Raw genomic sequence first — 24945 nt, 5'->3', positions numbered from 1 at the left:
ACGCCGGTGGAACGATACAGTTTGGTTGCCCGAGCGTTGCACTGGATCATGGCGATCCTGATCCTGTTCAACCTGTGGCTGGGGCTGGCGCACGAGTCCCTGCCGCGCGATTGGCAGGTCATGCCAGTGCATAAATCGGTTGGACTGACCGTGTTGGCGCTGGCGATCCTTCGGCTGTTCTGGCGCCTGATCCACCGGCAGACACCCTTGCCCGAGGGACTGCCCGCTTGGGAAAGGCTGGCCGCGAAGGTCACACACTACATCTTCTATGCCTTCATGCTGCTGGTGCCGCTGACCGGCTGGATCATGAGTTCGGCCGGAAAATGGCCGCTCAACTGGTTCTTCCTGTTCGATGTGCCGAAATTTGCGGTGACGAAGGATGACGCGATCGTTGGCTTTTCTGCGGAGGCGCATGAGATACTCGCCTTTGCCTGGATCGCGCTCCTCGCCCTGCATGTCGCGGCGACGCTGCGCCATCACTTCATCCTGAAGGATGACGTGATGCGGCGGATGTTGGGGTAGCGGCCACCCAGGCGTGACCCCAGCCAAAGCCGGGGTCTACATGCCAGCTTTCGCTGGCATGACGGGAGAACCTAGACCAATTCCCCAATCAGCAGCTTGGGTAGCGCGCCGGATTCGCCGCGTGCCTCCGCCATGAAGCGGTTCTTGAGCATCGGCGTGCGCTGGACGGCGGCGAGCCCGAAGCGGCGGACGGCGGACGGGATGCGGCCGGGAACGTCGAACAACCGGACAAGTCCGTCCATGGCGACGCTGACGGACATCGCGTCCAGCCCGCGCCAGCGCTGGTAGCGCGCCATCAGCTGCGCGTCGCCCGGATCAAGGCCGAGGCGCATGCCATCGACCAGAACTTCCACCAGCGCAGCGACGTCGCGGAAGCCGAGGTTGAGGCCCTGCCCGGCGATCGGGTGTATCGCATGGGCACTGTCGCCGACCAGCGCCAGCCGGGTGTCGGTGATGCGCGCGGCGTGGTGGAAGCCAAGCGGATAGCTGGAACGCGGCCCGGCGAGCGATATCTCGCCCAGGAAGCCGCCCATGCGCTTCTGCGCTTCGGCGAGCCACGCCCGCTCGGATAGTTTCAGCATTACCGGCGCCTGTTCGGTCGGCACGGTCCACACGATTGCCGATCGCGTGCCCGGCAGCATCGGCAGCAGCGCGAAGGGGCCGCCGGGATAGAAAATCTCGTACGCCGTGTTGGCGTGCGGCACCTCATGATCGATCGCCGTCACCATGGCGGTATGCTTATATTGCCAGCGCGTGGTGCGAATGCCCGCTGCTTCACGCGTCGGGCTGTTCCGGCCCTCGGCGGCCACCAGAAGCGCGCCGTGCAGAACCTGCCCACTGGCGAGCGTCAGGCTGACGCCATCGGCATTGCGATCGACATGGATGGCGCGGTCTGGCTGGAAGCGGGTGAGATTCTCCGCCTTCTCCGCCGCTTGAGCGAGGGCGATGCGCAGGTCGCGATTGGGAAACATGATGCCCATGACGCCATCGTCAGCATCGGGCGCGAAGTCGAGCGCACCGGGCTCCAGCCCGTCGCTGACCCAGATGCGGTCGATGGGGCAGCCCTTCCCTTCCAGCAATGCGGCTACACCGATCGCTGACAACATGGCATGGCTGGTCGAGGAAATGGCGGACACGCGCCCGTCGAAACCGACGGCGCTGGTTTCGACCGGATCAGCAGGGTCGATGACGGCGCAGCGCACCCCATGACCGGAAAGCGCGATGCCCAAGGTCAGCCCGACAAGGCCCCCGCCCAAGATGACGACATCAAAACGTTGCATGCAAGCTATCTAGGCGCTTGGCGGGGGAATGGGAAGCGTGACGAACCGCACCAAGAGTGCCGATTATTTTGGTTCGCGCAGAGGCGCAGAGGACGCAGAAGATTTTTCTCTGCGATCTCCGCGCCTCTGCGCGAATAATCTTTCCACATCCCCGGTCGGCAGTGAGAGGTTCGCCGCCTTAGGCGCTGTCTGCATTCACAGGATTCCCATTGAGTTGAAGTTCTGATTCAAGGTTGTCGAAGGAGACGATCATTGAGCAGACGTGCACTGACGGACGACCAGTGGGAGCGGATCAAAGGGCATCTTCCCGGGCGATCTGGCATGCCGGGCCGGAGCGGAGTGGATAACCGGTTGTTTGTCGATGCGATCTTGTGGATGGCGGGCAACGCAGCGCATTGGCGGGATCTTCCTGAGGTTTTCGGGAAGTGGACGGGGGTGCATGCCCGCTTTCGCCGCTGGTCTCACAATGGCGTGTGGGAAGAGCTTTTCCATGCCATGGCCGATACGCCCGACTTTGAGTATGTCATGATCGACAGCACGATCTCAAAGGTCCACGCCGACGCGGCGGGCGCAAAAGGGGGGCTCAAAGTGCCGCCATCGGTCGTTCGCGTGGCGGGCTGACAACCAAATTGCATGCCGTGGTCGATGCGATCGGCCTGCCGCTGCGCATCCATCCAACGCCGGGGCAATATGGCGATTGCCCGCAGGCCCAGTCCCTCCTGGCCGGGCTCAAGGACGTTGATCATGTCATTGCCGATGCCGCCTATGACGCCGATCCGCTACGCGCCTTCATCGCCGGTGAACTCGGCGCAACCGCTCAAATCAAGGCCAATCCCAGCCGCGCTGTCGCGCCGCCCATTGACTGGAGGCTCTACAAGGAGCGCCATCAGGTCGAATGCTTCTTCAACAAACTCAAACGCTTCCGTAGGATCGCCTTACGATGCGAGAAAACCATCTCAGCCTTCATGGGCTTCGTCCATCTCGCATGCGCCATGATCTGGATACGGTGAATGCAGACGGCGCCTAGAGCTTGCGCACCCAACCAGCGGGGTCCGCCACCGTCCCGCGCTGAATGCCGGTCAGCTCGGCGCGCAGGGCTTCGGTCACGATGCCGCCGTCGCCATTGCCGATGGTGAAGTCGCCATCGACGCTCTTGACCGTGCCGATCGCCGTCACGACCGCAGCGGTGCCGCAGGCGAACGCCTCGCGAAGCTTGCCGCTGGCCGCATCGTCGCGCCACTGCGCAAAGCTATAGGGTTCTTCGCGCACATCATGCCCCTTGGCGCGGGCGAGGGTGATGATGCTGTTGCGGGTGATGCCGGGAAGGATCGTGCCCGACAGCGGCGGGGTCACGATCGACCCGTCGTCCATAACGAAGAAGACGTTCATGCCGCCCAGTTCCTCGACCCACTTATGCTCGGCGGCGTCAAGGAAAACGACCTGATCGCAGCCATGCCTGGTCGCCTCGGACTGGGCGACCAGGCTCGCGGCATAATTGCCGCCGCACTTGGCCGCGCCCGTGCCGCCCTTCGCCGCGCGGGTATAATGTTCCGACACCCAAAGCGTGACGGCCTTCTTGCCACCCTTGAAATAGGCCCCTGCGGGCGAAGCAATGACGCAGAAGATATATTCCGCCGCCGGGCGGACGCCCAGAAAGCTCTCGCTCGCGAACATGAAGGGGCGCAGATACAGGCTGCCTTCGCCGCTGGGTATCCACGCGGCGTCGATCTTCACCAGTTCCTCGACCGCTTCCATGAAGATGTCTTCGGGCAAGACGGGCATCGCCATGCGTTCCGCCGATTCGGCGAAGCGGCGGGCATTTTCTTCCGGCCGGAACATGGCGATGCTGCCGTCCTCAAGCCGGTAGGCCTTCATGCCTTCGAAGATTTCCTGCGCATAATGCAGCACGGCGCAGGCAGGATCGAGCTGGAACGGCTCACGCGGGCCGACGGCATGGCTGTGCCATCCCTGCCCCTCGGTGTAGCGGATTGTCACCATATGATCGGTGAATAAGCGGCCGAAACCGGGATCCTCCAGCAATACCGCGCGCTGGTCAGCCGATACAGCCTTGCTGCTCGGGTTGACGGTAAAGCGCGACTTCTGCTGGACGTCCATGATCAATGCTCCTCTAGTAGGACCGGCCGCCTATGTCACAAACGGCTGGCCGAAACAATGGGTCATGATTACTGACCAATTTGTTGCGGTTTCGAAAGGGCCGCTCGCCACCTGCTGGCATCTTGGCGCAAGGCAGCGGTGCGCTTATGCCGCAGCCATGCACTTCTTCTCGGACAATGCGACACCGGTTAACCCACAGGTCATGGCGGCGATGGCAACGGCTGATGTCGCCGATCATGGCTACGATTGCGACGCGTGGACCGCGCGGATGGATGGCGCCTTCTCGGGCCTGTTCGGCACCCCGGTTCGCGCACTGTGGGTGACGACCGGCACGGCGGCGAACAGCATCGCGCTAGCCGGCCTCTGCCCACCCTATGGCGGCATCTTGGCCCATGAAGAATCGCATATCGTGGTGGACGAATGCGGAGCGCCCGGCTTCTACACCCATGGCGCGAGCCTGATGAGTTTGTCGGGAGATGGCGCGAAGCTCTCCCCCGAACTGCTGATCGAGCGGTTGAAAGCGATCCGGCCAGACGTGCACCAGATCCCCGCTCGCGCGATCAGCATCACTCAGGCGAGCGAATATGGCCGGGTCTATACGCCAGCAGAGGTCGCCGCGATCGGGGATGTGGCGCGGGGCCATGATCTTGGCCTGCACATGGACGGCGCCCGCTTTGCCAATGCCGTGGCGCATCTGGGATGCCATCCGGGTGATGTGTCTTGGCGGGCTGGCGTCGATGTCCTGACGTTCGGCTGCGTCAAGAATGGCGGTATGGTGGGTGAAGCGCTGCTCTTCTTTGGTCCGCGGGCGGATGCGCGGGCGACCGAAGCGGCACGATGGCGCAAGCGCGGCGGTCATCTGCTGTCCAAGGGTCGCTACCTTGCCGCGCAGATATTGGCGATGCTGGAGGATGATCTGTGGCTTACCAACGCCCGTGCCGCCAATGCCGCCGCTGCCGCTCTGGCGCAGGCTGCGCCCGACCGACTGCTCCATCCCGTGGAGGCCAACGAGCTGTTCATCCGCCTCTCCCCTGCCGAGGCCACAGGTTTGCGCGCGCAGGGCTTCGACTTTTACGACTGGGGTGAAGGCGCCGCGCGCCTTGTCACCAATTGGGCGCAGGATCCTGCGTCGGTCCAGCCATTCGCAGACGCCCTTAAGGCTCTGGCATGAGCGGATCGTCGGACGCGCGGGGCGGCGTCATCCTGCCATTCCTACTGGTCACGCTGATCTGGAGTTCGACCTGGATCGTCATCCGCGATCAGTTGGGCGCGGTGCCGCCGAGTTGGTCGGTCTGCTACCGATTTCTGCTGGGCGCGGCGGGCATGGCGCTGTTCGCGATGATCCGCCGAGTGCCATTGCGTCTGCCACCGGCCGGGATCGCCTTTGCGGGCGCATTGGGCGTCGCGCAGTTCGTGCTCAATTTCAACTTCGTCTATCGGGCAGAACATTATCTGACCTCCGGCGTCGTCGCGACGGTCTATGCGCTGCTGCTGATCCCCAACAGCATCCTCGCGTGGTTCGCCTTTCGCCAGCCTGTCAGCCGCGCCTTCGCCCTGGGCTCGCTGGTCGCGATCGCTGGCATCATGCTTTTGCTGCTGCGCGAATATCGGGCTGCACCGGTGTCGGCCGAAGCCGTACTAGTCGGCATCGCGCTCAGCATCGCGGGGCTGCTCAGCGCATCCACGGCGAACGTCATGCAGGGTATGCAGATCGCCCGACGCTTGCCCATGGCGGCGGTACTCAGTTGGGGGATGTTGATCGGCAGCGCAGTTGACGCAACTTATGCTTGGGCGACCGTGGGACCGCCGGTGATCGAATGGCGCGCGGGTTATCTGTTTGGCATAGCCTGGCTAGGCATTGCGGGGTCGGTGGTGACCTTCCCGCTCTATTTCCAGCTTATCCAGCGGGTGGGGCCGGGGCGAGCCGCTTATAGCAGCGTGCTTATTCCCGTTATCGCCATGCTGATTTCCACGCTGTTCGAGGATTACCGCTGGTCTACGCTGAGTGTCGCAGGCGCAGTGCTGGCGGTGGCTGGCATGGTGATCGCGTTGCGGGCGAAGGTGACTTAACGGCGAAGGCCAGGCTCGTAACCGCGCTTCGCCGCATTCACCCGGTCGATCAGGCTGGCAAGCGATTGGGGCGCGGGCGCTGCGGCTTCGGGCATCGCCAGGCGGCTCATGCGCTGGCTGAGTGCGGCGAAGTTGCGGTCGATCCGTTCCATGGCGAGAAGTCCTTGGCGTAAGCTGTGGGACCATCCATGGGGCTCTTTGGTTAACGCCGCGTAAGCGATGCGGCGACCCGAGTCATTCCGCCCCGGCAAGGCAGGCGGCAAGGCCTTCGCGATAGGTGGGGTAGCGCGGCGCCCAGCTCAGCAGCCGCTTGGCCCGACCGTTCGCCACCCGCCGATTTTCCGCATAGAAGGATAGTGCCATGGGGGACAGCCGCGCTTCCTCCAGCGTCAGCAGCGGCGGCAGCGGTGCGTCCAGCATGGCGCAGGCCGCTTCGATCAGCCGATTCTGCGCGCACGGCAGGTCGTCGGCCAGATTATAGGTGCCCGGCGGTCCGTCGAACGAAGCGATGATGCCGCTCACAATGTCATCGACATGGGCGCGGCTGAAAATCTGATCGGGCAGGTCTATGCGGTGCGCCTTGCCTTCGCGCACGCGCTCGATCGCGGAACGGCCGGGACCATAGATGCCGGGCAGGCGGAAACAGCGCATGTCCTCGCGAAGGGCGCGCCAGTCGCTGTCCGCTTGCACTCGCGCCGCGCGGCGGCCCGAGCCGATGGGGCTCGCTTCGTCCACCCAAGCGCCCGCAGCGTCGCCATAGACACCGGTCGAGGATAAATAACCGCTCCAGAGGGCCGGGGCGCCGACGATGGCCGTGCCGTAGCGGGTGAGGACCGGGTCGGCCTCCCCTTCCGGCGGGACAGAGGAGAGAATGTGGGTCGCGTTGCCGATGCTGGCGCGCACGGCATCGTCGTCATCGAAGGCGAGTGAATCGGCATCGGCGGCCCGGCGGACGCCTGTCACCTCCCAGCCCTCGTGGCGCAGGCGAGCGGCGAGGCGGGAGGCGGTGTAGCCCATGCCAAGGATCAGCATGTGGGGGATGGCGGGGACCCTCCGGAACTAGACCGTGAAGCTTTCGCCGCAGCCGCAGCTACCCTTGGCGTTAGGATTGTTGAAGACGAACCCGGCGGTGAAGTCGTCCTCCACCCAATCCATCGTCGATCCGACGAGATACAGAACCGACGCGCCATCGATGTAGAAGGTGCCGCCCGGCGTCTCGATCTTTTCGTCGAACTTGGCTTCCTCGGTCACATAATCGACCGAATAGGCGAGGCCCGAGCAGCCCCGGCGCGGGGTCGAAAGCTTGACGCCGATCGCTCCCTCGGGCGCCTGATGCATCAAATCGGCGATGCGCGCTTCCGCGTTCGGCGTCAGGATGACGGCGACGGGACGAGCGCGGGTCTTGGTGGTCGTCTCGGTCATGTTGTTCCTCTTCTCTCCTCCCGCCTGCGGGAGGGGAGATGGTTAGAGCATCCCTAGTTCGAGCTTGGCCTCGTCGCTCATCTTCTGCGGGTCCCATGGCGGGTCCCAGACCAGATTGACCTGCGCATCACCCACGCCCGGCACCGCGCCGACGCGCAGTTCGACTTCACCCGGCATGGATTCGGCCACCGGACAATGCGGCGTGGTGAGCGTCATCGTGACGACGACATGGCCGTCCTCGGTGACATCGACGCCGTAGATCAGGCCGAGGTCATAGATGTTCACCGGAATTTCCGGGTCGTAAATTTCCTTCAGCGCATCGATGACGCCGTCATAGAGGCTGCCGCCCGGCTCACCGACAGGCGTTTGGGCGGGCTTCTGTGCGAGGAAGCCGTCGAGATAGTCGCGCTGGCGAGGCTCATCATCCACGCGCGCCTTGGGCGGCGTATCCACCGCTTCGACTTCTTCCACCAATATCTTCCGCTCTTCGCTCATCCGAAGATCTTCCTCACTCGCTCAATGCCTTTGACCAGCGCGTCCACGTCGCCTTCGTCGCTATAGATGCCGAAGCTGGCCCGCGCCGTCGCTTCGACGCCCAAATGGCGCATCAGCGGCTGAGCACAATGATGCCCGGCGCGGATCGCAACACCCGTTTCGTCCAATATGGTGCCGACATCATGCGGATGCACCCCCTCGACTTCGAAGGAGAGGATGCCCGCGCTGTCCTCCGGGCCAAAAACGCGCACGCTGTTCAGGCTCTCCAGCGCCGCCCGCGCCTTGGCCACCAGCATGCATTCATGGGCGTGGATCGCGTCGAGCCCGATCGCCTGCACATAGTCGATTGCGGCGGACAGTCCGACCACGCCGGTGATATGCGGCGTCCCCGCTTCGAACCGGGTTGGCGCAGGGGCGTAGGTGGTCTTCTCGAACGTCACCTTGTCGATCATCGACCCGCCACCCTGATAGGGCGGCATGGCGTCGAGCAATTCCTTGCGGCCCCACAGCACGCCGATGCCGGTCGGGCCGTAGAGCTTGTGCGCGGAAAAGACGTAGAAATCACAACCGAGCGCCTGCACATCCACGGCAAGGCGCGGCACGGCCTGGCAGCCGTCGATCAGGATTTTGGCGCCAACGCTGTGCGCGATGTCAACCGCACGGCGGACGTCGAGGACGCTGCCCAGGACGTTCGACACATGGGCGAGCGCGACCATCTTGTGCGCGGGCGTGATCATCGCCTGCATGGCGTCGAGGTCGATCTGGCCGTCGGCGGTGAGCGGCACGACGTCGATCTGCGCACCGACGCGTTCGGCGACGATCTGCCAAGGCACGATGTTGCTGTGATGCTCCAGCATGGAGAGCAGGATGCGGTCGCCCGCCTTCAGCTGCGTGCCTGCCCAGCTATGCGCGACAAGATTGATGCCCTCGGTCGCGCCACGAACGTAGATGATCTCGCTGTCGGACGCGGCGCCGATGAACTGAGCGACCTTGCGGCGGGCGGCTTCATAGGCGAGCGTCATGTTGGCGGAGCGCTCATAGACGCCGCGATGGACAGTCGCATAGTCGGGGCCATAGGCACGCGCGATGGCGTCGATTACGGCGTTGGGCTTCTGCGCGGTGGCGGCGCTGTCCAGATAGTGCCAGTTGCCGACACCGGGGAAGTCATCCCGCAACCGCAAAACGCCGTTCGGCTGTTGGGTCTGGTCGGTCATACCAGCGTCTCCAGCTTGGCGAGCGCAGCGGCTTCGAGGCTGTCCTTGACCGCCTCATCAGCCACGTCGTCGAACACGCCAGCGACGAACGCCTTCAACAGCAGCGTTTTGGCCGTTGCCGGGTCCATGCCGCGACTCGCCATATAGAACAGCGCCTGGCGATCCAACTCGCCCACGGTCGCGCCATGGGCGCATTTCACGTCGTCGGCGTAGATTTCGAGTTCCGGCTTGGCATTGGCCGTGGCGGTGCGGTCGAGCAACATGGCCTTTACCGACTGGAAAGCGTCCGTCCGCTGCGCATCACGCGCGACGTTGATGGAGCCGAGATAGCTGCCCGTTGCGCGTTGGCCGAGGATCGAGCGGATCGTCTGCCCGCTGGTCGCGTCCGGCTCGGCATGGGTGACTTTGGTGATGATCTCCAGCACCTGATCCCCGCCGCCGATGATCGCGCCGTTCAGTTCGAAATGGCTCCCCTTGCCCAGCGTCACCGCGAAGGTCACGCGACCCAGCTTCCCGCCGATGTTGAGCACATGAAAATCGCAGCGCGCGCCGTCCGCGATGGTGATGACATAATCATGCACGGCCGCCGCGCCTTCGGTCGCATCCTGCAACAGATGGTGGCGGGAGGTTTGTCCGGTCGCAACATCGATCCGCGTCGGCGCGGGCGTCGGCCAGATGGTGGCCACAGCTTCCAGATCGCTGTAGCGCCATTCTTCCGCCTTGCGCGTGGGAAGGGTGAGCGTCGTCACGCCGCAACCACCTCCGCATAGCCTTCGCGCTCCAGTTCCAGCGCGAGTTCGGGGCCGCCCGACTTTACGATCCGGCCGCCAGCCAACACATGGACATAGTCCGGCTTCACATAATCGAGCAGGCGCTGATAGTGGGTGATCAGCAGCACCGCCTTGTCAGGCTTGCGCATGATGGCGTTGATGCCCGCGCCCACGATCTTGAGTGCGTCGATGTCGAGGCCGGAGTCCGTTTCGTCGAGGATCGCCAGCTTGGGATCGAGGATACCCATCTGCACCATTTCCGCGCGCTTCTTCTCGCCGCCCGAAAAGCCGACATTCACCGGACGCTTCAGCATCTCCATATCAAGGCCGAGCAGCGCCGCCTTTTCCTTGGCGAGCTTGATGAACTCGCCGCCGTTCAATTCCTTCTCCCCGCGCGCGCGGCGCTGCGAATTGAGGCTTTCGCGCAGGAACTGGAGGTTGGACACGCCGGGAATTTCGACGGGGTACTGGAAGCCCAGGAACAGGCCAGCAGCGGCGCGCTCATGCGGGTCCATGCTGAACAAGTTCACACCGTCCAGAGAGGCCGTGCCGCCGGTCACTTCATAGTTCGGACGGCCGCCGAGCGTATAGGCCAGCGTGGATTTGCCCGCGCCGTTCGGCCCCATGATCGCATGGATTTCGCCCGCCTTGATGGAAAGCGAGAGGCCCTTCAAGATCGCTTTGCCGTCGATTTCGTTGGTCAGATTCTCAATCGTCAGCATTGGTTATCCCTTGTGCGTGCGCTGAAGCGTCCGCGCGGTCCAGAAGGCCATGTCGCGCACATCGCCCGGCGCGGGAAACAGCGTGTCGATATGGCGCTTGATCGGCATATAGGGCCACCAGTCGGCGCCCGGCTCGGGCGAACCCTTTTCCAACAGTCCGGTCACGAACTCTGTCACCGGACCCATGCGGGCGAGGTTGGGGGCCTTCGCTTTGTGAAATGCCTTGTCGGTCCTCAGCTTCTCGGTGAAGGCGACGTCGCCCTTCTCCAGCGCGGCGCGGCATTCGGCCTGATAGGCGTCAAGGTCGCCGAAATCCTTGGCGGCGCGGGTCTGAAGCTCGCCCTCTTCCAGCTCATAATCTTCAGTCAGGATCCGGATCGCTGCGGTCCATGCCTGACCATTGCCGACATCCTCCGCGAAATCGGCGAGGGCATCCTGAATATCGTCTTCGTCGCTCAAGTTTCAGTCCTCTAATAAGTAGCGTGGCAGGGCAGCTGTATCAGCGCGCCCGACTTTCCGCCGTTAGACGGCTGCCCAGATATTGCTCCGTGTCCTCATTTAATTTCTTGCGATCGGCAGCGGAAAGTGCCGCCAGCGCAGTCCCGCCATGCGGCTCGCATGTCGCCATGGCCATGTTCAGGAGCGTGCCGTCGCTGTACGGGGTAGCGCCCTCCTGACGAGCAACAGCAGCTTCCATGCCAGCATGCGACCAAGCGTCATATCCCGGACCTGCCATACAGGCGGCCCAATCTGTGAGCAGCCCCTTCGTCGATAAAGCTCGCCAACGGTCAGCACCGGAGGCACAGCCGGTAACCAACCCCAACGAAGCGAGGGAGAGCGCCACGCGATCAATCACCCCACGCTGCCTTCCAGGCTGATCCCCAGCAACTTCTGCGCCTCAACCGCAAACTCCATCGGCAGCTGTTGCAGCACCTCTTTAGCGAAGCCGTTCACGATCAACGACACGGCGCTTTCCTGATCCAGTCCGCGCTGCATTGCGTAGAATAGCTGGTCGTCGCTGATCTTGCTGGTCGTAGCCTCATGCTCGATCTGTGCCGAGGGATTGCGCACCTCGATATAGGGCACGGTATGCGCGCCGCACTGGTCGCCGAGCAGCAGGCTGTCGCACTGGGTGAAGTTGCGCACGCCCTCCGCGCCCGGCGCGACGCGCACCAGTCCACGATAGGTATTGTTCGAGCGACCCGCCGAAATCCCCTTCGACACGATGGTCGAGCGCGACCCCTTGCCATTATGGATCATCTTGGTGCCGGTATCGGCCTGCTGCATGTTGTTGGTCAGCGCCACCGAGTAGAACTCACCGACGCTATTCTCACCATTCAGCACGCAGCTGGGATATTTCCAGGTGATGGCGGAGCCGGTTTCCACCTGCGTCCAGCTGACTTTCGAATTCCGCCCCTGACAGAGCGCCCGCTTGGTCACGAAATTATAGATGCCGCCCTTGCCATTCTCGTCACCGGGATACCAGTTCTGGACGGTGCTGTACTTGATCTCCGCATCGTCCAACGCGACCAACTCGACCACAGCGGCGTGAAGCTGATTCTCGTCCCGCATCGGCGCGGTGCAGCCTTCGAGATAGCTCACATAACTGCCCTCGTCCGCGACGATCAGCGTGCGTTCGAACTGCCCTGTATTCTCCGCGTTGATGCGGAAATAGGTGGAAAGCTCCATCGGGCAGCGCACCCCCTTGGGGATGTAGACGAAGGTGCCGTCGGAGAAGACCGCACAGTTGAGCGTCGAGAAATAATTATCGTGCATCGGCACGACCTTGCCGAGCCACTTCTTCACGAGGTCGGGATATTCGCGCACCGCTTCGCTGATCGAGCGGAAGATGACGCCCGCTTCCTCCAGTTCCTTGCGGAAGGTGGTGGCGACGGACACGGAGTCGAACACGGCGTCGACCGCGACCTTGCGGCTACCCTTTACTCCAGCCAGCATCTCCTGCTCGGCGATGGGGATGCCCAGCTTTTCATAAGTGGCGAGGATCTCCGGATCGACCTGGTCCAGCGAGTCCAGCTCCGCCTTCTTTTTCGGCTCGGCGTAATAATAGGCGTCCTGATAGTCGATCGGCGGGATATTGAGCTTGGCCCAATCCGGGGATTCCATCTTCTGCCACATGGCAAAGGCCTTCAGCCGCCATTCCAGCAGCCATTCCGGCTCCTGCTTCTTGGCGGAAATGAAGCGGACGGTATCTTCGTTAAGCCCCTTGGGCGCGAAGTCCTGCTCGATGGCGGATGACCAGCCATGCTCGTAGGCAGAGGCGCGCTCGGCGGCCTCATGTGCTTCAAGGTTGCGGATGGTCGTAGCTTCTTCAGTCATGCCATTTCTCGGGTCAAACTGGCGATCGTCACCCCGGCCAAGGCCGATCGTATCGCATTGTTCGCGACATTCATGTGCGGTCGCACGCGGCAGCCATGTTCCAGCGTGCAATCATGGGCGCCCTGTTCGGCGCAGGCGGTCATGGCGATCGGACCTTCCACCGCTTCCACGACATCCACCAGGGTGATTGCCGCCGCAGGGCGCGCAAGCCGCACGCCGCCGCCCGTTCCGCGACTCGATTCCAGCAGCCCCGCAGCCGAGAGACGGCTCACCAGCTTTTGCGCGGTGGGCAGTGGGATGCCGGTTTCGCTGGCAAGCGTCGTGGCATTCATCTTCACATGTTTGTTGGTCGCAGGGTCAAGCCCAGCTCCCGCTCCGCAATGACGCGCAGCGGCCGACATCAGCACCACGGCATAATCTGCGAAACTAGAAAGCCTCATTCTGGCCAAGCGTCCCGGTTGCGAACCATTCTCAAATCGGATCGAATCAATCCGATTGCGCATGTGGTCGCGCGGGCGCGTGGAATCAAGCCATTTCTATGAGTCTGCTCGTCTCAGCTGAAACGGTTTAGCACCGCCACGTCCCCACCCAGCGAGCGCCGCAGCAGGGTAAGCTGTGCCACTGCCGTCGGTTCGGTCTGCAACTGGTGCGGGGTCAAGCCGATGAAATGCTTGATCTCGCGGATGAAGTGCGACTGATCGTAGAAGCGGCCATCCTCGCACAATTCCTGCCAGCTATGCTGGTCCAGCGCGATGCGCGCACTGCATCGCAGCGCCCGATATTTTCGTGCCAGCAGCTTGGGCGGGCAGCCATAATAACGATTGGTCAACCGTGCGAGCTGGCGCGGCGACAATCCCGTTGCCTCCACCAGCGCTTCGATCCGGGGCGATCCTTCCCCCATCAGCCACGTGTCCACTGCCTCCAGCAATTGCCAGGTCGTAACCGGCAGGGGTTTTACCCATTGTTCCAGAACCGACCAGCAATGGGCAGCTATGGTTTCCGGGTCGTGCATGTCGGCCAGGCTGGCATGAAGCGCGGCCATTGCTCCCTTTTTCTCAGGGGTCATGTCCCGCACGCCGTCGGCAAGCGCACTGGCATCGCCGCCATCCAGGCTGACCCAACCGGCCGGGAGCAGCGACACGCCCACGACGCAAGACGGTCCATCCAGTTCGAACCGTGTCGCGCCCAGCGTCGGGCCTAACAGACATATCTCCGGCGTGGGGGCCACTGTTCCGTCATGGAAATGATAGCTGCCCGACCCCTGCAACATGAACCGTAACTGGGGAACATCGGCACGCGTCACGTCCAGATAGCGCTCCGCGCTTTCGGTGAAGAGGTAAACCGACCCGAAATAGGCCCGCAGATGTTCGGGCGGCGCGAAATAGCTTAGCCGAACCGGGCCTTGAGCCGCTTCCACCATATAGGAAAGCGGTAGGTCTCCGACCTTTTCCCTTCCATCCGGCATCCCCCCGGACGCACTGTCGCGATGCGGCCCCATAATCACCCCGTAGGTGTACTATGAAGCTTCTTTGTTCCCGCGCAAGAGAGATACTGAGGCCCGGGTCATTTTTTTCGAACCGCTTCGAAAAAAATGACCCGGCGGTTTTACCCGCCGGGTCAGTAAAAGGTCTCGTCAGCCAATAATGGCCAAGAGCCTTCGGGTCGCAGCACTTTCATAAGTCCGAATCGGACTCGGTTGATTGGATGGATCGGACATCTCGCGACTTGAATCGGGACTAATATGAATGATTTTGCAGCAGAAATTATCGTTATCGATCAACTGTTGCGCTATTGTCACAGCGACTCGACGGCGGCCTGCGGCAATGGCATAGGCGCCCCATGTCTTACCGCCTCGTCCGCCCGCTTTTCTTCGCGCTCGATGCAGAACGCGCGCATCATCTTTCGGTCATGCTGCTCCGCTTGATGCCCGCTTCCCCTCCACCCGCACCGGACGCCGCGCTGGCCCAAACGGTGGCGGGCATCCGCTTTCCCAATCCGGTCGGACTGGCTGCCGGCTATGACAAGGAAGGGCTGGTGGCGCACAAGATGCATGGATTGGGCTTTGGGTTTACCGAACTCGGAACGCTCACCCCGATGCCGCAGGCGGGTAATCCCAAGCCTCGACTGTTCCGTCTTGTCGAGGATCGCGCGGTTATCAACCGCATGGGTTTCAACAATGGCGGGCTAGCGGCGGCGGCAGAGCGCGTTGCCAAGCGCCGCCGTCCTGTAAGCGAGGGGTCTGCACCGATCGTCGGCATCAATATCGGCGCGAACAAGGACGCGACCGACCGCATCGCCGATTATGTCACCGGCATCACCTGCATGGCGCCGCTCGCCGATTATCTGACGGTCAACATCTCATCCCCCAACACGCCGGGATTGCGCGCCTTGCAGGACAGGGCAGCGCTGGACCAGTTGCTGGGCGCCGTCATGGCCGCGCGCCGCGTAAATGGGGGCCGGGACGGGAGTCACCTGCCGCCCGTCTTCCTGAAGGTCGCACCCGATCTGGAGCCCGAGGATGTCGAGGACATCGCCGCCGCTTGCCTCGATCACGGGGTGGACGCGTTGATCGTGTCCAACACCACCATTTCGCGGCCCCCGCTCCGATCGGTCCATGCCAATGAAAGCGGGGGATTGTCAGGCGCGCCGCTCACCGATCTGTCGCTTCAGCGGCTGTGCGATTTCCGCCGGGTATTGGGTGCGCGCCTGCCCTTGATCGGCGTTGGCGGCATCGGCAATGCGGAACAGGCCTATGCCCGGCTCCGCGCGGGGGCGAGCCTGATCCAGCTATACAGCGCGCTTGTCTATGAAGGGCCGTATCTCGCCTGGCGCATCAATGCGGGGCTGAAAAAGCTGATGGCGCGGGATGGCTTCACGCATATCAGCCAGGTCATCGGCATCGATAGCTGATCTCGACGGGTGATCTCAGGGGCTTGCGGCGGCCTGGCCGAACGATAGGGTGCGGGGCATGACGCCTCGCCTCACTGGCCTGCTGGCCCCCATAGCGTTCGCCTTCCTATATGCCGCCCCCGTCGCGGCGCGCGAGCCTGTCTCACTCAATGCCACGGTTTCCGCCGCCGATCCGCGCGCGGCGGCGGCGGGGCAGGAGATGCTTCGCCAGGGCGGCAGCGCGACCGACGCCGCCATCGCCATGATGCTCGCCCTCAATGTGGTCGAACCGCATAATAGCGGCATCGGCGGCGGCGGCTTCCTGATGCATCATGATGGCGAGACGGGGGTGCTAGAGTCGATCGACGGGCGCGAAACCGCCCCGGCGGCGGCCCAGCCCGACCGATTCATCGGTGCGGACGGTCAGCCCCTTCCCTTCCGATCGGCCTGGCCTGGCGGCTATTCAGTTGGCGTGCCCGGTAACCTCCGGCTCGCCTGGGAAGCCCATCGCAAATGGGGGAAGCTTCCATGGGCGGCATTGTTCGCGCCCGCGATCCGCTTGGCCGAGGATGGCTTTGAGGTCCGTCAGCGGCTTGACACCGCGATGAAGGCGGTCGCCCCCATATGGGCCGACTTTCCCGAGATACGAAAGTTCTTCTGGATAGATGGCGCCCCCGCACCCATCGGCACGACCCTTAAAAACCCTCCGCTCGCTGCCCTGTTTCGGCGGATTGTGGCGGAAGGGCCAGACGCCTTTTACAAGGGCGAGACCGCACGAGCGATCGCCAGCACCGTCACCAACGCACCCAAAAATCCCGTGCCGATGACAGAGGCCGACATCGCCGCCTATCAGGTGAAGGCGCGCAAGCCGGTCTGCGGCCCGTATCGCGGCTACAGCATCTGCGGCATGGGTCCGGCTTCGTCAGGCGGCATCACCGTCCTGCAAATCCTGGGCATGGTCGAACGTTTCCCGCTAGCCCAATGGGGGAAGGATGATCCCCGTTCCTGGCATGTCATCGGCGAAGCCATGCGTCTTGCCTATGCTGATCGCGACACATGGCTGGGTGATCCCGAATTCGTGTCCGTGCCGATCGCGGGACTGATCGACCCGGCCTATCTTAAGAAGCGATCGGCGCTCATCGCGCTTGGCCGCACCCTCAACGACTATCGTCCGGGCAGCCCTCCAGGCGCGGAGTCACGCACCGCGGCGTTGCCCCAGCCGGAAAGCGGCACCAGCCATTTCGTGGCGATCGACCGGGATGGCGACATCGCCGCCTGGACATCGACCGTCGAAAGCTTCTTCGGTAGCCAGTTGATCGCCAATGGCGTCATCCTCAACAATGAACTGACCGATTTCAGCTTCACGCCCGAAAAGAACGGCGCGCCTGTGGCCAACCAGGTGGAACCGGGCAAGCGGCCCCTGTCGTCCATGTCCCCGACCATCGTCTATGACATGAAGGGAACGCCGATATTCACCGTCGGCGCGGCGGGTGGGCGGACGATTATCATGCAGGTAGCCAAGGCGTTGATCGCCCATTTCGACTGGGGCCTTTCGGCGCAGGAGTCGATCGCGCTGGGCCTTGAATTCTTCAATGCGGAAGGGCTGGTGCTGGAACGGGGCACGTCGCTGGAAGCGATGAAGGCGCCGCTCGAAGCATGGGGCCACAAGGTCACGATCGCTCCGATGGGGTTGAAAGCGAATGCGGCAGAGCGCGCGCCCGATGGGCATTGGCGGGGCGCAGCTGATCCCAGAAGCCCCGGCGTTTCGCTTCAGGAATAACCATCCACCTACCTCCCGTCATCCCAGCGGAATCTGGGATCTCAGGCGAGAGGGCGCAAGCTAGCCTCACGAGATCCCCTGAGTTCACGGAACAAGTGCAACACCTGCTAGGGTGTTGTTGCGATGGGACAGAGATATGGCCAGCTCAGCCTTGAGGAGCGGATCGAGATTTACCGCCTGCATGCAGGCGGTAAATCGCAAAGAGCCATAGCGGCGCATCTCGGGCGGGCGCCAGCTACGATCAGCCGCGAACTGCGGCGCAACAGCGTGCGAACCAAGGTCTGGCCCGGTGGCTATGAGCCTGTCCGCGCCCAGCAGCTTGCCGAACGCAGGCGCCGATGGGATTGCCGCTTCAAGCTGGAACGCCAACCGGACCTGCGCGGCCTTGTGAGGGACGGCCTTGCGATGGGATGGTCCCCCGAGCAGATCGCAGGCCGATTGACGCGCGAGCACGGTCGCACCCTCATCAGCCCTGAGTCAATCTACCGCTTCATCTACCACCGTTCGGCGCAGAAGGATTATTGGCACCGCCTGCTGCCGCGCGCCCGGCACAGGCGCGGCCACCCTGTCCCTACCGGCGGGAGCATGCTCGACATCATCAAGCATCGCCGCTCCTTGAGCGAGCGCCCTCCTGACGCCGATGATCGGCAAAGCCCAGGCCATTGGGAAGCCGATTTCATGCTCTTTGCCCGCTATGGCCAGGCCATCCTCGTCGCCCATGAACGCGCCTCCCGGTTCACGATCATCCACCGGCCACAGGATCGAAAGGCCCCAAGAACCGCAGGCCATCTGGCGGACATGCTGGCCGACCTGCCCCAAACCCTCCGACGCTCCATCGCCTTTGACAATGGACCCGAATTTGCCCGGCATCACCAGCTCGCAAGCCAGATCGGCATCCAGACCTTCTTTTGCGATGTTCGATCACCCTGGCAGAAAGGCGGCGTCGAAAATGCCATCGGACGCCTCCGCCGCAGCCTGCCGCGCAAAACCAACCTCGATGCCATCACCACCGATGACATCCTCGCTGCCGTACAGCGCTATAATCATACGCCAAGAAAATGCCTCGACTTCCTTACTCCCGCAGAGGCATTCTCACGCTTCAATCCAAATGTTGCACTTCAAACGTGAATCTACATCCCAGCTTCCGCTGGGATGACGAGAACGTTTAACCGAACATCACTTCTGCAAATCCAATCCCGCGACATTGAACGCGAACGGGAAGGTCTTGTCCTTCGGGCCAACCACCAGATTGACTTTCAGCACCTTCGTCCCCTTGATCGCCTGATCAGCCTTGGCGGCGGGCAGCACCTCTATCCCGTCCTTATTTTCCGTCATCCGCCCGCGCCAGTCGTGGCTCTTACCATCGTCGGTCACGGCCGTGACGCGGCAGTCGGACAGGTCGCAGCTGAAGGGCGCGCCCACCAGCTTCACCGTCACGTCCGCGCCGCCTTCCGGCATCGGTTGCATCAGCAGCACCGAAAATGTGTCTTCGGCCGTCATGGTCTGCACGCTGTTCGCGCTGCCGATATAAGCGACCTTGGGTTTACCCGCCTCGCCGCCTTCATATTTCCACGTCTGGCCGATCTGCTCGCGCTGCGTCGGGCCTTCTTTTTCGCCGCCAGAGCAGCCCGCCAGCAAGCCGATTGCCGCCAATGCCCACAGGCTTCGCATCGCGCATCTCCTCAACTTCCGTTTCGATCACGCAAGGAGAACGCCCGGACGTCGGCAGGTTTCCGCTTAGCTGTAACGCTCCGCAGTCTGCCGGATCAGTGCGATCATGTTGGGGATGCCCTGTGTCCGATTGGAGCTGAGTTGATTTTTAAGATCGAACGGCGCCAGTGCGCCTTCGATGTCGGCCGCCCCGATCTGCGCGGGCATCTGGTCCTGCACCGTCAGCAAGACCAGCGCGATTATCCCCTTGGTGATCGCCGCATTGCTGTCCGCCAGGAAATGCAGCCGCCCATCGTCGCGCACCGTCGGGTAGACCCAGACCGCCGCTGAACAGCCGCGCACCAGCGTCGCGTCGGTCTTGAGCGCGTCGGGCATCGCCTCCAGCGCGCGGCCGAGGTCGATCAGCAACCGATAACGGTCATCGGCGTCGAGAAATTCATATTCTTCCTGAAGATCGGCAAGGGCAGGCACATCGGTCATGCCCTGCATATAGGCAGAAAAGCGGCCCGCGAAAGCCGCTTTTCCTTACAGATCGACCCCGGCCGCGATCGCCTCCAGCTTGCGGATGCGTTCCTTGAGGTCGGCGAGTTCGATTCGCGCGCTCGCGAAGGGAGAAGCATCCGAAACGGGCCGCGCCAGTTCCGCGCGCTTCAGTGCCAGCCAGCCGTTCCAGCCGCGCAAAGTAGCCGTCGCGACGATCAACAATGCGATAATGCAGCTCGCCGTGACGGTCAGGGTAATAGCCATGTCCTGCATGCCGTCCTCTGAACGCCTTGATCAACGCAGGCTGTCGATCTCGTCCGCCAGCCTCGTGTTGCGGCTGGTGTAGAATGTCTCGATGTCCGCCAGCCGCCGGTCGATGTCCCGGAATTTGGACCGTACATCCCGCGCCGACCGCGCCGGATTGGTCCGCACGCCCTGCCAGAATTTCTGGTCATCCTGATCGGCATAGAGGTCCAGCGGCTTGGTTTCCGCGAAATAGGCCACAGCGAAATAGGCGATCAGCGACCAGGGAAAGGCACCCATCAGCGTCACCAGCACGGCGCCCACGCGGACCCATATCACGTCGATCCCGGTATAGTCGGCGATGCCTGCGCATACGCCCATCCATTTGCCATTCTGCTTGTCGAGATAGAATTTCGTACGGCGCGCAGCCATGTCAGTTCCTCCTGCCGAAATCTTGGCGGTCGAGATCATAAGCGTCGTCAGGCGTCGGGCGAGACGGACGGAAATCGGGATTATCAGCCGCGACGATCCGCTCGACCGTTTGCAGCCGGTCTTCCAACCGCCGCGCGAGCAAATGCAGCTCATCCAGCAACCGCTCATCCTCATCGGTGATCTTGGGCGCCTGCTTCCACTTTGTCGTATAGTGCAGGATCAGCCAGGGCATGCCGATGAACAGCATGCCGCAGATCATGATCGGCAAAAACACATCCCCCATGCGTCAAAACTCCCCTGTTCAGGCCGGTCGGTTCATGCTGGCTTTCATCGCGGCGAGTTCGGCATCGACCTTCTCGGTCGACTGCAACTCGGCAATTTCCTCCTCCAGAGTCTTCTGACCCTGACCGAGATTCAGCGCATCCGCACGCCCCTCGGCCATGTCGACCCGGCGCTCCAATATGTCGAAGCGGGCGAAGGCCTCATTCACCTTTTCCCCGGCATAGGCTTCGCGCATGCGCATACGATTTTGCGCGCTTTCCATCCGCGTGACCAGACTGTTCTGCCGGGTCCGCGCCTCGCGTAGCTTCCCTTGCAGCTTGGCGATGTCTTCTTCCGAAGCCTTCAGCGCTTCGTCCAGCACCTCGATCTCATGGGAGAGCTTCTCCGCCATGTCGGCCGCCTTCTGCTTTTCCACCAGTGCCGCCTTGGCCAAGTCCTCGCGATCCTTGCTCAGCGCCAGCTGCGCCTTCTCGGTCCAGCTGTCCTTCAAGCCCTGCAGCTTGCCGATATGGCGGCGCATCTCCTTTTGATCAGCGATGGTCCGCGCGGCGGACGCACGCACCTCGACCAGCGTTTCCTCCATTTCCAGGATGATCATGCGGATCATCTTCGCGGGGTCTTCGGCCCGGTCGAGCAGGTCGGTGACATTGGCGGCGATGATGTCACGTGTGCGAGAAAATATACCCATCGGAACTGCAATCCTTCCGTCTGACGGTTTGACCGCTTGCTTTGCAGGAGCCGTGCCAATTCGTGAAAAGACGGATTTTCTGGGTTTATCCCCGCTGGTTCCAATATATCTTGCCAATAAGTGGTAATTTTCACCATAATCTGGCAATGGAACGAAACAGCCAGTTCATCGGCCAGTCGCTGCCCTTCCTTGACGCCGTCGAGCAGGCAGGACGCGCCGCCGACCTCGATCGCCCGATCCTGGTTGTAGGTGAGCGTGGCACGGGCAAGGAATTGATCGCCGAACGCCTCCATCGCCTCTCCCCGCGCTGGGGCGAGCCACTCATCGTCATGAACTGCGCCGCGCTTCCCGAAACGCTGATCGAAGCGGAACTGTTCGGCCATGAACAGGGCGCCTTCACCGGCGCCACCCGCGCCCGCGCGGGCCGGTTCGAGGAAGCCGATGGCGGCACGCTCTTTCTCGACGAGCTGGCGACCCTCTCGATGGCGGCGCAGGAAAGGCTGCTGCGGGTCATCGAATATGGTGAAGTGACCCGGATCGGCGCCTCGCGCCCGATGACCGTGGACGTCCGCATCATCGCGGCGACCAACGAGGACCTGCCGCTGCTGGCCGAGACAGGCCGTTTTCGCGCGGACCTGCTCGACCGGCTCAGTTTCGAGGTCATCACCCTGCCACCACTTCGGGCTCGCGAGGGAGACGTGGCCGTGCTCGCCGATCATTTCGGACGCCGCATGGCCGCCGAACTGGGACAGTCCGAATGGCGTGGCTTTACGCCCGACTGCCTCGCCGCGCTAGAAGCGCATGGCTGGCCCGGCAATGTCCGCGAGCTGCGCAATGTCGTGGAGCGGGCCGTCTATCGCTGGGAAGATCCCTCGGCACCCGTTGGCCGGATCATCTTCGACCCATTTGCTTCGCCCTGGAAACCGCAGGCACCCCCGCTCAGCACCGTAGCCGAGGAACCCAAGCTCGCCCCCACAACCGGCTTCACCGACGTCAGCGACCTGCGCGCAGCCGTGGACGCGCATGAAGCCGCAATTGTGCAGAGAGTGCTGGAGCGCCACCGCTACAACCAGCGCGCGACCGCCAAGGCCCTTGGCCTAAGCTATGATCAGCTGCGCCATTGCTTGAGAAAACATGGATTGGGCGCTGATCGCTCTGTCTGATTACCACCGTCCGGGCTGAGGCCGACAGCCCGAACGGAGTGGTATATTATCGGGTTGGCACGGGTTCCGGCCCGGAATAGTCGTAAAAGCCCTTGCCGGTCTTGCGCCCCAGCCAGCCCGCCTCGACATATTTCACCAGCAGCGGCGCCGGGCGATATTTGGAATCCCCGGTCGTCGACCGCAGCACGTTCAGGATTTCAAGGCAGGTGTCGAGCCCAACGAAATCGGCCAGCGTCAGCGGACCCATGGGATGGTTCAGCCCCAGCCGCACGCCCGTGTCGATGTCGCGGATGTTGGACACTCCTTCGCCCAGCGCGAAAATGGATTCGTTGATCATGGGCAGCAGGATGCGGTTGACGACGAAACCGGGGGAATCGAACGCCTGCACGACGTGCTTGCCCAGCCGCTTGGTATAGGCTTCGATCGTCGCGACCGTCTCATCCGACGTCGCCAGCCCGCGGATCAGCTCGATCAACGCCATGACCTGCACCGGGTTGAAGAAATGGATACCCACGAACAGCGCCGGATCGGGCACCACCTGCGCCAGCCGGGTGATAGGGATGGACGACGTATTGGTCGCCAGGATCGTGCCGGGCGTGATCACCGCGCTCACATTGGCGAAGATGCTGCGCTTGATCTCCTCCCGCTCGGTCGCGGCCTCAATCACCAGCTGCGCCTCAGCCAGCGGAGCCAGATCGCCGCTCGGGCGGATGCGCGCAAACGCAGCCTCGGAGTCCTCCGCGCTCAGCTTGCCCTTTTCCACCGCACGGGCAAGCTGCTTGGAAATGCCCTGAAGCCCCTTTTGCGCGCGCGCCAGATCGACGTCGCACAGGATCACATCATAGCCAGCCTGCGCGCTGACCTGCGCAATCCCCGCGCCCATCTGACCAGCGCCGATGACGCCCACGGTCTGAATGTCGGTCATGCTAATGTCCTCGCAAAATCAATTTGCCGCCCACTAGCGCTATGGCAAGCGGGGGGCCAGCGCTTTCGAACATCAATCACAACGAACGCTGTGTTAATCGGGGCTGAGCGCGCCTTGTTTATGGGACGGATAGCCCCTGCTGCCCGGCAGGCCGCTCCGATCCTGTTCATTTACGCCTTTGCCTGCCGCGTGCATGATGGTTAAAAGGCCGCGCATGTCCGTTTCAGCGTCCATGCCCGAGCCGGCGACCGGAAGGTTCATTGCCGCCGTGCATCACTTTCCCCTGCGCGTCTATTTTGAGGATACGGACCTGTCCGGGCTCGTCTACCACGCCAATTATCTGCGCTATATGGAGCGCGCGCGATCCGACATGCTGCGCGTCGCCGGGATCGATCAGCGGGCGGCGCAGGAAGGTGGCACCGGCGTCTATGCCGTGACGAATCTCCAGATCGCCTATAAGCGCCCCGCGCGGCTCGACGATGACCTGCTCGTCGAAAGCCGCGTGACCGCCATTCGCCCCGTCGCCTGCACCATTCATCAAAGAGTCAGGTGCGGCGATGAAATACTGACGGACGGCGAGGTCTCTGTCGCCTTCCTGACCAGCCAGGGCCGTCCTACGCGGCAACCCAAGCCCTGGATCGACATTTTCAGCCGTTTGATGAGAGGGGAAGACATCAACCCATGAGCCTTTCGATGCCCGACGTTGGCGCCGCTGTCGGCGCCGCCACCCAAGCTGCGACCATTTCGCCGCTCGCCCTGTTTTTGCAGGCCGACATCGTCGTGAAGGTGGTGATGCTGGGCCTCGTGCTCGCCAGCATCTGGACCTGGGCGATGATCATCGGCTTCAGCTTCACCCTGCGCAAGGCCAGCCGCCAGAGCAGCGCGTTCGAGGATGATTTCTGGAAAGCGGAGGACATCGACCGCTTCTATGAGGCACGCGGCAAGTCGTCCGACTTCCCCGCTGCCAAGGTCATGGCCGCAGGCGTCACCGAATGGCGCCGCTCCACCGCGCAGAAGGTGATCGACCGCGACGGCACGCGCGACCGGCTGTCCACCGCCATGTCCAGCATGATCGCGGCGGAGGTTGATCGCCTGTCCGATCGCCTGAACATCCTTGCCACCATCGGCTCGGTCGCGCCCTTTGTCGGCCTGTTCGGCACCGTCTGGGGCATCATGCGCGCCTTCACCGCGATCGCGAAGGAGCAGAACAGCTCGCTCGCCGTCGTTGCGCCGGGTATCGCAGAGGCGCTCTTCGCCACCGCCATCGGCCTGTTCGCGGCGATCCCCGCCGTCATCGCCTACAACCGTTTCAGCCATGGCATCAACCGCATGGAATCCAAGCTAACCCGCTTCGCCGACGGCTTCTATTCGACACTGAGCCGGGAGCTGGAGGCGCAGCGGTGAGCGTGTGCCCGCTCCTCCTCCACCCCGTCATCCCAGCG

32 protein-coding genes are annotated in these 24945 nt (G+C 63.0%); 10 read left to right on the top strand and 22 right to left on the bottom strand.

Features of this window, described 5'->3' with window-relative positions:
- The first annotated feature begins 6 nt into the window (after positions 1 to 6).
- A complete protein-coding gene (locus tag ACZ5U1_RS12140; RefSeq protein WP_464778626.1) occupies positions 7 to 522 on the top strand; it encodes a cytochrome b in 516 nt (171 codons plus the stop codon).
- 71 nt (positions 523 to 593) lie between these two features.
- Here the strand turns inward: ACZ5U1_RS12140 and ACZ5U1_RS12135 are convergent, their stop codons facing one another.
- Positions 594 to 1802: an FAD-dependent monooxygenase gene (locus ACZ5U1_RS12135; protein WP_464778625.1), complete on the bottom strand. Its 1209-nt coding sequence runs from the start codon at positions 1800 to 1802 to the stop codon at positions 594 to 596.
- A gap of 252 nt (positions 1803 to 2054) precedes the next feature.
- On the opposite strand from ACZ5U1_RS12135, the gene ACZ5U1_RS12130 reads away from it, so the two are divergent.
- Positions 2055 to 2812, top strand: a protein-coding gene (locus tag ACZ5U1_RS12130) for an IS5 family transposase (RefSeq protein ID WP_464778136.1) whose coding sequence is annotated in 2 segments (ribosomal slippage) — positions 2055 to 2373 and positions 2373 to 2812 — 759 coding nt in all. Because the reading frame shifts where the segments join, the coding sequence is not laid out codon by codon here.
- Positions 2813 to 2825: 13 nt separating this feature from the next.
- On the opposite strand, the gene ACZ5U1_RS12125 is transcribed toward ACZ5U1_RS12130, so the two are convergent.
- Positions 2826 to 3917, bottom strand: coding sequence for a branched-chain amino acid aminotransferase (locus ACZ5U1_RS12125; RefSeq protein WP_464778624.1), 1092 nt, complete (start codon positions 3915 to 3917; stop codon positions 2826 to 2828).
- A gap of 157 nt (positions 3918 to 4074) precedes the next feature.
- Here ACZ5U1_RS12125 and ACZ5U1_RS12120 point away from each other — a divergent pair, with 157 nt between their 5' ends.
- Positions 4075 to 5088 (top strand): threonine aldolase family protein, encoded by a 1014-nt coding sequence (locus ACZ5U1_RS12120; protein ID WP_464780042.1) that lies wholly within the window; start codon positions 4075 to 4077, stop codon positions 5086 to 5088.
- Positions 5085 to 5987: a DMT family transporter gene (locus ACZ5U1_RS12115; protein WP_464778623.1), complete on the top strand. Its 903-nt coding sequence runs from the start codon at positions 5085 to 5087 to the stop codon at positions 5985 to 5987. The genes ACZ5U1_RS12120 and ACZ5U1_RS12115 overlap by 4 nt, the downstream gene beginning before the upstream one ends.
- Here the strand turns inward: ACZ5U1_RS12115 and ACZ5U1_RS12110 are convergent.
- The 12 genes from ACZ5U1_RS12110 to ACZ5U1_RS12055 all read right to left on the bottom strand — a co-directional run bounded on the left by ACZ5U1_RS12110 (position 5984) and on the right by ACZ5U1_RS12055 (position 14445).
- Entirely contained in the window at positions 5984 to 6139 is a 156-nt protein-coding gene (locus ACZ5U1_RS12110) for a hypothetical protein (RefSeq protein ID WP_464778622.1), read from the bottom strand. The two genes, ACZ5U1_RS12115 and ACZ5U1_RS12110, sit on opposite strands and share 4 nt — an antisense overlap.
- Positions 6140 to 6221: 82 nt before the next feature.
- On the bottom strand, positions 6222 to 7028 hold the full coding sequence (locus tag ACZ5U1_RS12105; RefSeq protein ID WP_464780041.1) for a Rossmann-fold NAD(P)-binding domain-containing protein: 807 nt from the start codon (positions 7026 to 7028) through the stop codon (positions 6222 to 6224).
- A gap of 18 nt (positions 7029 to 7046) precedes the next feature.
- On the bottom strand, positions 7047 to 7409 hold the full coding sequence (locus ACZ5U1_RS12100; protein WP_464778621.1) for a HesB/IscA family protein: 363 nt from the start codon (positions 7407 to 7409) through the stop codon (positions 7047 to 7049).
- Between the two features lie 42 nt (positions 7410 to 7451).
- Positions 7452 to 7904, bottom strand: a complete 453-nt coding sequence (locus ACZ5U1_RS12095) for an SUF system Fe-S cluster assembly protein (RefSeq protein WP_464778620.1) — start codon at positions 7902 to 7904, stop codon at positions 7452 to 7454.
- Positions 7901 to 9118: an aminotransferase class V-fold PLP-dependent enzyme gene (locus ACZ5U1_RS12090; protein WP_464778619.1), complete on the bottom strand. Its 1218-nt coding sequence runs from the start codon at positions 9116 to 9118 to the stop codon at positions 7901 to 7903. The genes ACZ5U1_RS12095 and ACZ5U1_RS12090 overlap by 4 nt, the downstream gene beginning before the upstream one ends.
- Positions 9115 to 9867 (bottom strand): SufD family Fe-S cluster assembly protein, encoded by a 753-nt coding sequence (locus ACZ5U1_RS12085; protein WP_464778618.1) that lies wholly within the window; start codon positions 9865 to 9867, stop codon positions 9115 to 9117. The genes ACZ5U1_RS12090 and ACZ5U1_RS12085 overlap by 4 nt, the downstream gene beginning before the upstream one ends.
- Positions 9864 to 10610 (bottom strand): Fe-S cluster assembly ATPase SufC, encoded by a 747-nt coding sequence (gene sufC / locus ACZ5U1_RS12080; protein WP_196225023.1) that lies wholly within the window; start codon positions 10608 to 10610, stop codon positions 9864 to 9866. The genes ACZ5U1_RS12085 and sufC overlap by 4 nt, the downstream gene beginning before the upstream one ends.
- Before the next feature lie 3 nt (positions 10611 to 10613).
- Positions 10614 to 11069, bottom strand: coding sequence for a hypothetical protein (locus ACZ5U1_RS12075; RefSeq protein WP_464778617.1), 456 nt, complete (start codon positions 11067 to 11069; stop codon positions 10614 to 10616).
- Between the two features lie 40 nt (positions 11070 to 11109).
- Positions 11110 to 11346, bottom strand: a complete 237-nt coding sequence (locus tag ACZ5U1_RS12070) for a hypothetical protein (protein ID WP_464778616.1) — start codon at positions 11344 to 11346, stop codon at positions 11110 to 11112.
- Positions 11347 to 11462: 116 nt separating this feature from the next.
- Entirely contained in the window at positions 11463 to 12947 is a 1485-nt protein-coding gene (gene sufB / locus ACZ5U1_RS12065) for a Fe-S cluster assembly protein SufB (RefSeq protein WP_464778615.1), read from the bottom strand.
- Complete coding sequence (locus ACZ5U1_RS12060; protein WP_196225020.1) at positions 12944 to 13387, bottom strand: RrF2 family transcriptional regulator; 444 nt, start codon at positions 13385 to 13387, stop codon at positions 12944 to 12946. The genes sufB and ACZ5U1_RS12060 overlap by 4 nt, the downstream gene beginning before the upstream one ends.
- Positions 13388 to 13500: 113 nt before the next feature.
- Positions 13501 to 14445, bottom strand: coding sequence for a helix-turn-helix domain-containing protein (locus tag ACZ5U1_RS12055; RefSeq protein ID WP_464778614.1), 945 nt, complete (start codon positions 14443 to 14445; stop codon positions 13501 to 13503).
- Positions 14446 to 14786: 341 nt separating this feature from the next.
- Between ACZ5U1_RS12055 and ACZ5U1_RS12050 the strand changes: the two genes are divergently transcribed.
- From ACZ5U1_RS12050 to ACZ5U1_RS12040, 3 genes are all read left to right on the top strand, one after another.
- On the top strand, positions 14787 to 15857 hold the full coding sequence (locus ACZ5U1_RS12050; protein ID WP_464778613.1) for a quinone-dependent dihydroorotate dehydrogenase: 1071 nt from the start codon (positions 14787 to 14789) through the stop codon (positions 15855 to 15857).
- A gap of 58 nt (positions 15858 to 15915) precedes the next feature.
- Positions 15916 to 17616, top strand: a complete 1701-nt coding sequence (ggt, locus tag ACZ5U1_RS12045) for a gamma-glutamyltransferase (protein ID WP_464778612.1) — start codon at positions 15916 to 15918, stop codon at positions 17614 to 17616.
- Positions 17617 to 17739: 123 nt separating this feature from the next.
- Positions 17740 to 18744, top strand: a complete 1005-nt coding sequence (locus tag ACZ5U1_RS12040; RefSeq protein WP_464778611.1) for an IS30 family transposase — start codon at positions 17740 to 17742, stop codon at positions 18742 to 18744.
- 48 nt (positions 18745 to 18792) lie between these two features.
- Here the strand turns inward: ACZ5U1_RS12040 and ACZ5U1_RS12035 are convergent, their stop codons facing one another.
- The 6 genes from ACZ5U1_RS12035 to pspA form a co-directional block, all read right to left on the bottom strand.
- Positions 18793 to 19287 (bottom strand): hypothetical protein, encoded by a 495-nt coding sequence (locus ACZ5U1_RS12035; protein ID WP_464778610.1) that lies wholly within the window; start codon positions 19285 to 19287, stop codon positions 18793 to 18795.
- Between the two features lie 66 nt (positions 19288 to 19353).
- Positions 19354 to 19776, bottom strand: coding sequence for a SufE family protein (locus ACZ5U1_RS12030; RefSeq protein WP_464778609.1), 423 nt, complete (start codon positions 19774 to 19776; stop codon positions 19354 to 19356).
- A 36-nt stretch (positions 19777 to 19812) separates the two neighbouring features.
- Entirely contained in the window at positions 19813 to 20043 is a 231-nt protein-coding gene (locus ACZ5U1_RS12025; protein ID WP_464778608.1) for a hypothetical protein, read from the bottom strand.
- A 21-nt stretch (positions 20044 to 20064) separates the two neighbouring features.
- Complete coding sequence (gene pspC / locus ACZ5U1_RS12020) at positions 20065 to 20445, bottom strand: envelope stress response membrane protein PspC (protein ID WP_464778607.1); 381 nt, start codon at positions 20443 to 20445, stop codon at positions 20065 to 20067.
- Position 20446: 1 nt separating this feature from the next.
- Positions 20447 to 20728 (bottom strand): envelope stress response membrane protein PspB, encoded by a 282-nt coding sequence (gene pspB / locus ACZ5U1_RS12015; RefSeq protein WP_464778606.1) that lies wholly within the window; start codon positions 20726 to 20728, stop codon positions 20447 to 20449.
- Positions 20729 to 20746: 18 nt separating this feature from the next.
- Positions 20747 to 21415: a phage shock protein PspA gene (gene pspA / locus ACZ5U1_RS12010; RefSeq protein WP_464778605.1), complete on the bottom strand. Its 669-nt coding sequence runs from the start codon at positions 21413 to 21415 to the stop codon at positions 20747 to 20749.
- A gap of 146 nt (positions 21416 to 21561) precedes the next feature.
- Between pspA and pspF the strand changes: the two genes are divergently transcribed.
- Positions 21562 to 22578 carry a phage shock protein operon transcriptional activator gene (gene pspF, locus ACZ5U1_RS12005; protein ID WP_464780040.1) on the top strand — a complete coding sequence of 339 codons (1017 nt, stop codon included), beginning with the start codon at positions 21562 to 21564 and terminating at the stop codon, positions 22576 to 22578.
- 46 nt (positions 22579 to 22624) lie between these two features.
- On the opposite strand, the gene ACZ5U1_RS12000 is transcribed toward pspF, so the two are convergent.
- Positions 22625 to 23503, bottom strand: a complete 879-nt coding sequence (locus tag ACZ5U1_RS12000) for a 3-hydroxybutyryl-CoA dehydrogenase (RefSeq protein ID WP_464778604.1) — start codon at positions 23501 to 23503, stop codon at positions 22625 to 22627.
- A gap of 93 nt (positions 23504 to 23596) precedes the next feature.
- A complete protein-coding gene (locus ACZ5U1_RS11995) occupies positions 23597 to 23764 on the bottom strand; it encodes a hypothetical protein (RefSeq protein ID WP_464780063.1) in 168 nt (55 codons plus the stop codon).
- Between ACZ5U1_RS11995 and ACZ5U1_RS11990 the strand changes: the two genes are divergently transcribed.
- Together ACZ5U1_RS11990 and tolQ are read left to right on the top strand one after the other, a co-directional pair.
- A complete protein-coding gene (locus ACZ5U1_RS11990; RefSeq protein ID WP_464778603.1) occupies positions 23718 to 24188 on the top strand; it encodes a YbgC/FadM family acyl-CoA thioesterase in 471 nt (156 codons plus the stop codon). The two genes, ACZ5U1_RS11995 and ACZ5U1_RS11990, sit on opposite strands and share 47 nt — an antisense overlap.
- Positions 24185 to 24907, top strand: coding sequence for a protein TolQ (gene tolQ, locus ACZ5U1_RS11985; RefSeq protein WP_464778602.1), 723 nt, complete (start codon positions 24185 to 24187; stop codon positions 24905 to 24907). The genes ACZ5U1_RS11990 and tolQ overlap by 4 nt, the downstream gene beginning before the upstream one ends.
- The last annotated feature ends 38 nt before the right edge of the window (positions 24908 to 24945 follow it).

This window comes from Sphingobium sp. TomTYG72, assembly GCF_055394715.1.
The sequence above is the reverse complement of the archived record's forward strand: the minus strand, read 5'-3'. Positions and strand labels throughout refer to the sequence as shown.

Coding starts and splice junctions, on each gene's coding strand:
- ACZ5U1_RS12135 (WP_464778625.1), bottom strand. CDS start 1,802: ATGCAACGTTTTGATGTCGTCATCTTGGGCGGGGGCCTTGTCGGGCTG.
- ACZ5U1_RS12125 (WP_464778624.1), bottom strand. CDS start 3,917: ATGGACGTCCAGCAGAAGTCGCGCTTTACCGTCAACCCGAGCAGCAAG.
- ACZ5U1_RS12120 (WP_464780042.1), top strand. CDS start 4,075: ATGCACTTCTTCTCGGACAATGCGACACCGGTTAACCCACAGGTCATG.
- ACZ5U1_RS12115 (WP_464778623.1), top strand. CDS start 5,085: ATGAGCGGATCGTCGGACGCGCGGGGCGGCGTCATCCTGCCATTCCTA.
- ACZ5U1_RS12110 (WP_464778622.1), bottom strand. CDS start 6,139: ATGGAACGGATCGACCGCAACTTCGCCGCACTCAGCCAGCGCATGAGC.
- ACZ5U1_RS12100 (WP_464778621.1), bottom strand. CDS start 7,409: ATGACCGAGACGACCACCAAGACCCGCGCTCGTCCCGTCGCCGTCATC.
- ACZ5U1_RS12095 (WP_464778620.1), bottom strand. CDS start 7,904: ATGAGCGAAGAGCGGAAGATATTGGTGGAAGAAGTCGAAGCGGTGGAT.
- ACZ5U1_RS12090 (WP_464778619.1), bottom strand. CDS start 9,118: ATGACCGACCAGACCCAACAGCCGAACGGCGTTTTGCGGTTGCGGGAT.
- sufC (WP_196225023.1), bottom strand. CDS start 10,610: ATGCTGACGATTGAGAATCTGACCAACGAAATCGACGGCAAAGCGATC.
- ACZ5U1_RS12070 (WP_464778616.1), bottom strand. CDS start 11,346: ATGGCAGGTCCGGGATATGACGCTTGGTCGCATGCTGGCATGGAAGCT.
- sufB (WP_464778615.1), bottom strand. CDS start 12,947: ATGACTGAAGAAGCTACGACCATCCGCAACCTTGAAGCACATGAGGCC.
- ACZ5U1_RS12060 (WP_196225020.1), bottom strand. CDS start 13,387: ATGAGGCTTTCTAGTTTCGCAGATTATGCCGTGGTGCTGATGTCGGCC.
- ACZ5U1_RS12055 (WP_464778614.1), bottom strand. CDS start 14,445: ATGGGGCCGCATCGCGACAGTGCGTCCGGGGGGATGCCGGATGGAAGG.
- ACZ5U1_RS12050 (WP_464778613.1), top strand. CDS start 14,787: ATGTCTTACCGCCTCGTCCGCCCGCTTTTCTTCGCGCTCGATGCAGAA.
- ggt (WP_464778612.1), top strand. CDS start 15,916: ATGACGCCTCGCCTCACTGGCCTGCTGGCCCCCATAGCGTTCGCCTTC.
- ACZ5U1_RS12040 (WP_464778611.1), top strand. CDS start 17,740: ATGGGACAGAGATATGGCCAGCTCAGCCTTGAGGAGCGGATCGAGATT.
- ACZ5U1_RS12035 (WP_464778610.1), bottom strand. CDS start 19,287: ATGCGAAGCCTGTGGGCATTGGCGGCAATCGGCTTGCTGGCGGGCTGC.
- ACZ5U1_RS12030 (WP_464778609.1), bottom strand. CDS start 19,776: ATGCAGGGCATGACCGATGTGCCTGCCCTTGCCGATCTTCAGGAAGAA.
- ACZ5U1_RS12025 (WP_464778608.1), bottom strand. CDS start 20,043: ATGCAGGACATGGCTATTACCCTGACCGTCACGGCGAGCTGCATTATC.
- pspC (WP_464778607.1), bottom strand. CDS start 20,445: ATGGCTGCGCGCCGTACGAAATTCTATCTCGACAAGCAGAATGGCAAA.
- pspB (WP_464778606.1), bottom strand. CDS start 20,728: ATGGGGGATGTGTTTTTGCCGATCATGATCTGCGGCATGCTGTTCATC.
- pspA (WP_464778605.1), bottom strand. CDS start 21,415: ATGGGTATATTTTCTCGCACACGTGACATCATCGCCGCCAATGTCACC.
- pspF (WP_464780040.1), top strand. CDS start 21,562: ATGGAACGAAACAGCCAGTTCATCGGCCAGTCGCTGCCCTTCCTTGAC.
- ACZ5U1_RS12000 (WP_464778604.1), bottom strand. CDS start 23,503: ATGACCGACATTCAGACCGTGGGCGTCATCGGCGCTGGTCAGATGGGC.
- ACZ5U1_RS11990 (WP_464778603.1), top strand. CDS start 23,718: ATGTCCGTTTCAGCGTCCATGCCCGAGCCGGCGACCGGAAGGTTCATT.
- ACZ5U1_RS11995 (WP_464780063.1), bottom strand. CDS start 23,764: ATGAACCTTCCGGTCGCCGGCTCGGGCATGGACGCTGAAACGGACATG.
- tolQ (WP_464778602.1), top strand. CDS start 24,185: ATGAGCCTTTCGATGCCCGACGTTGGCGCCGCTGTCGGCGCCGCCACC.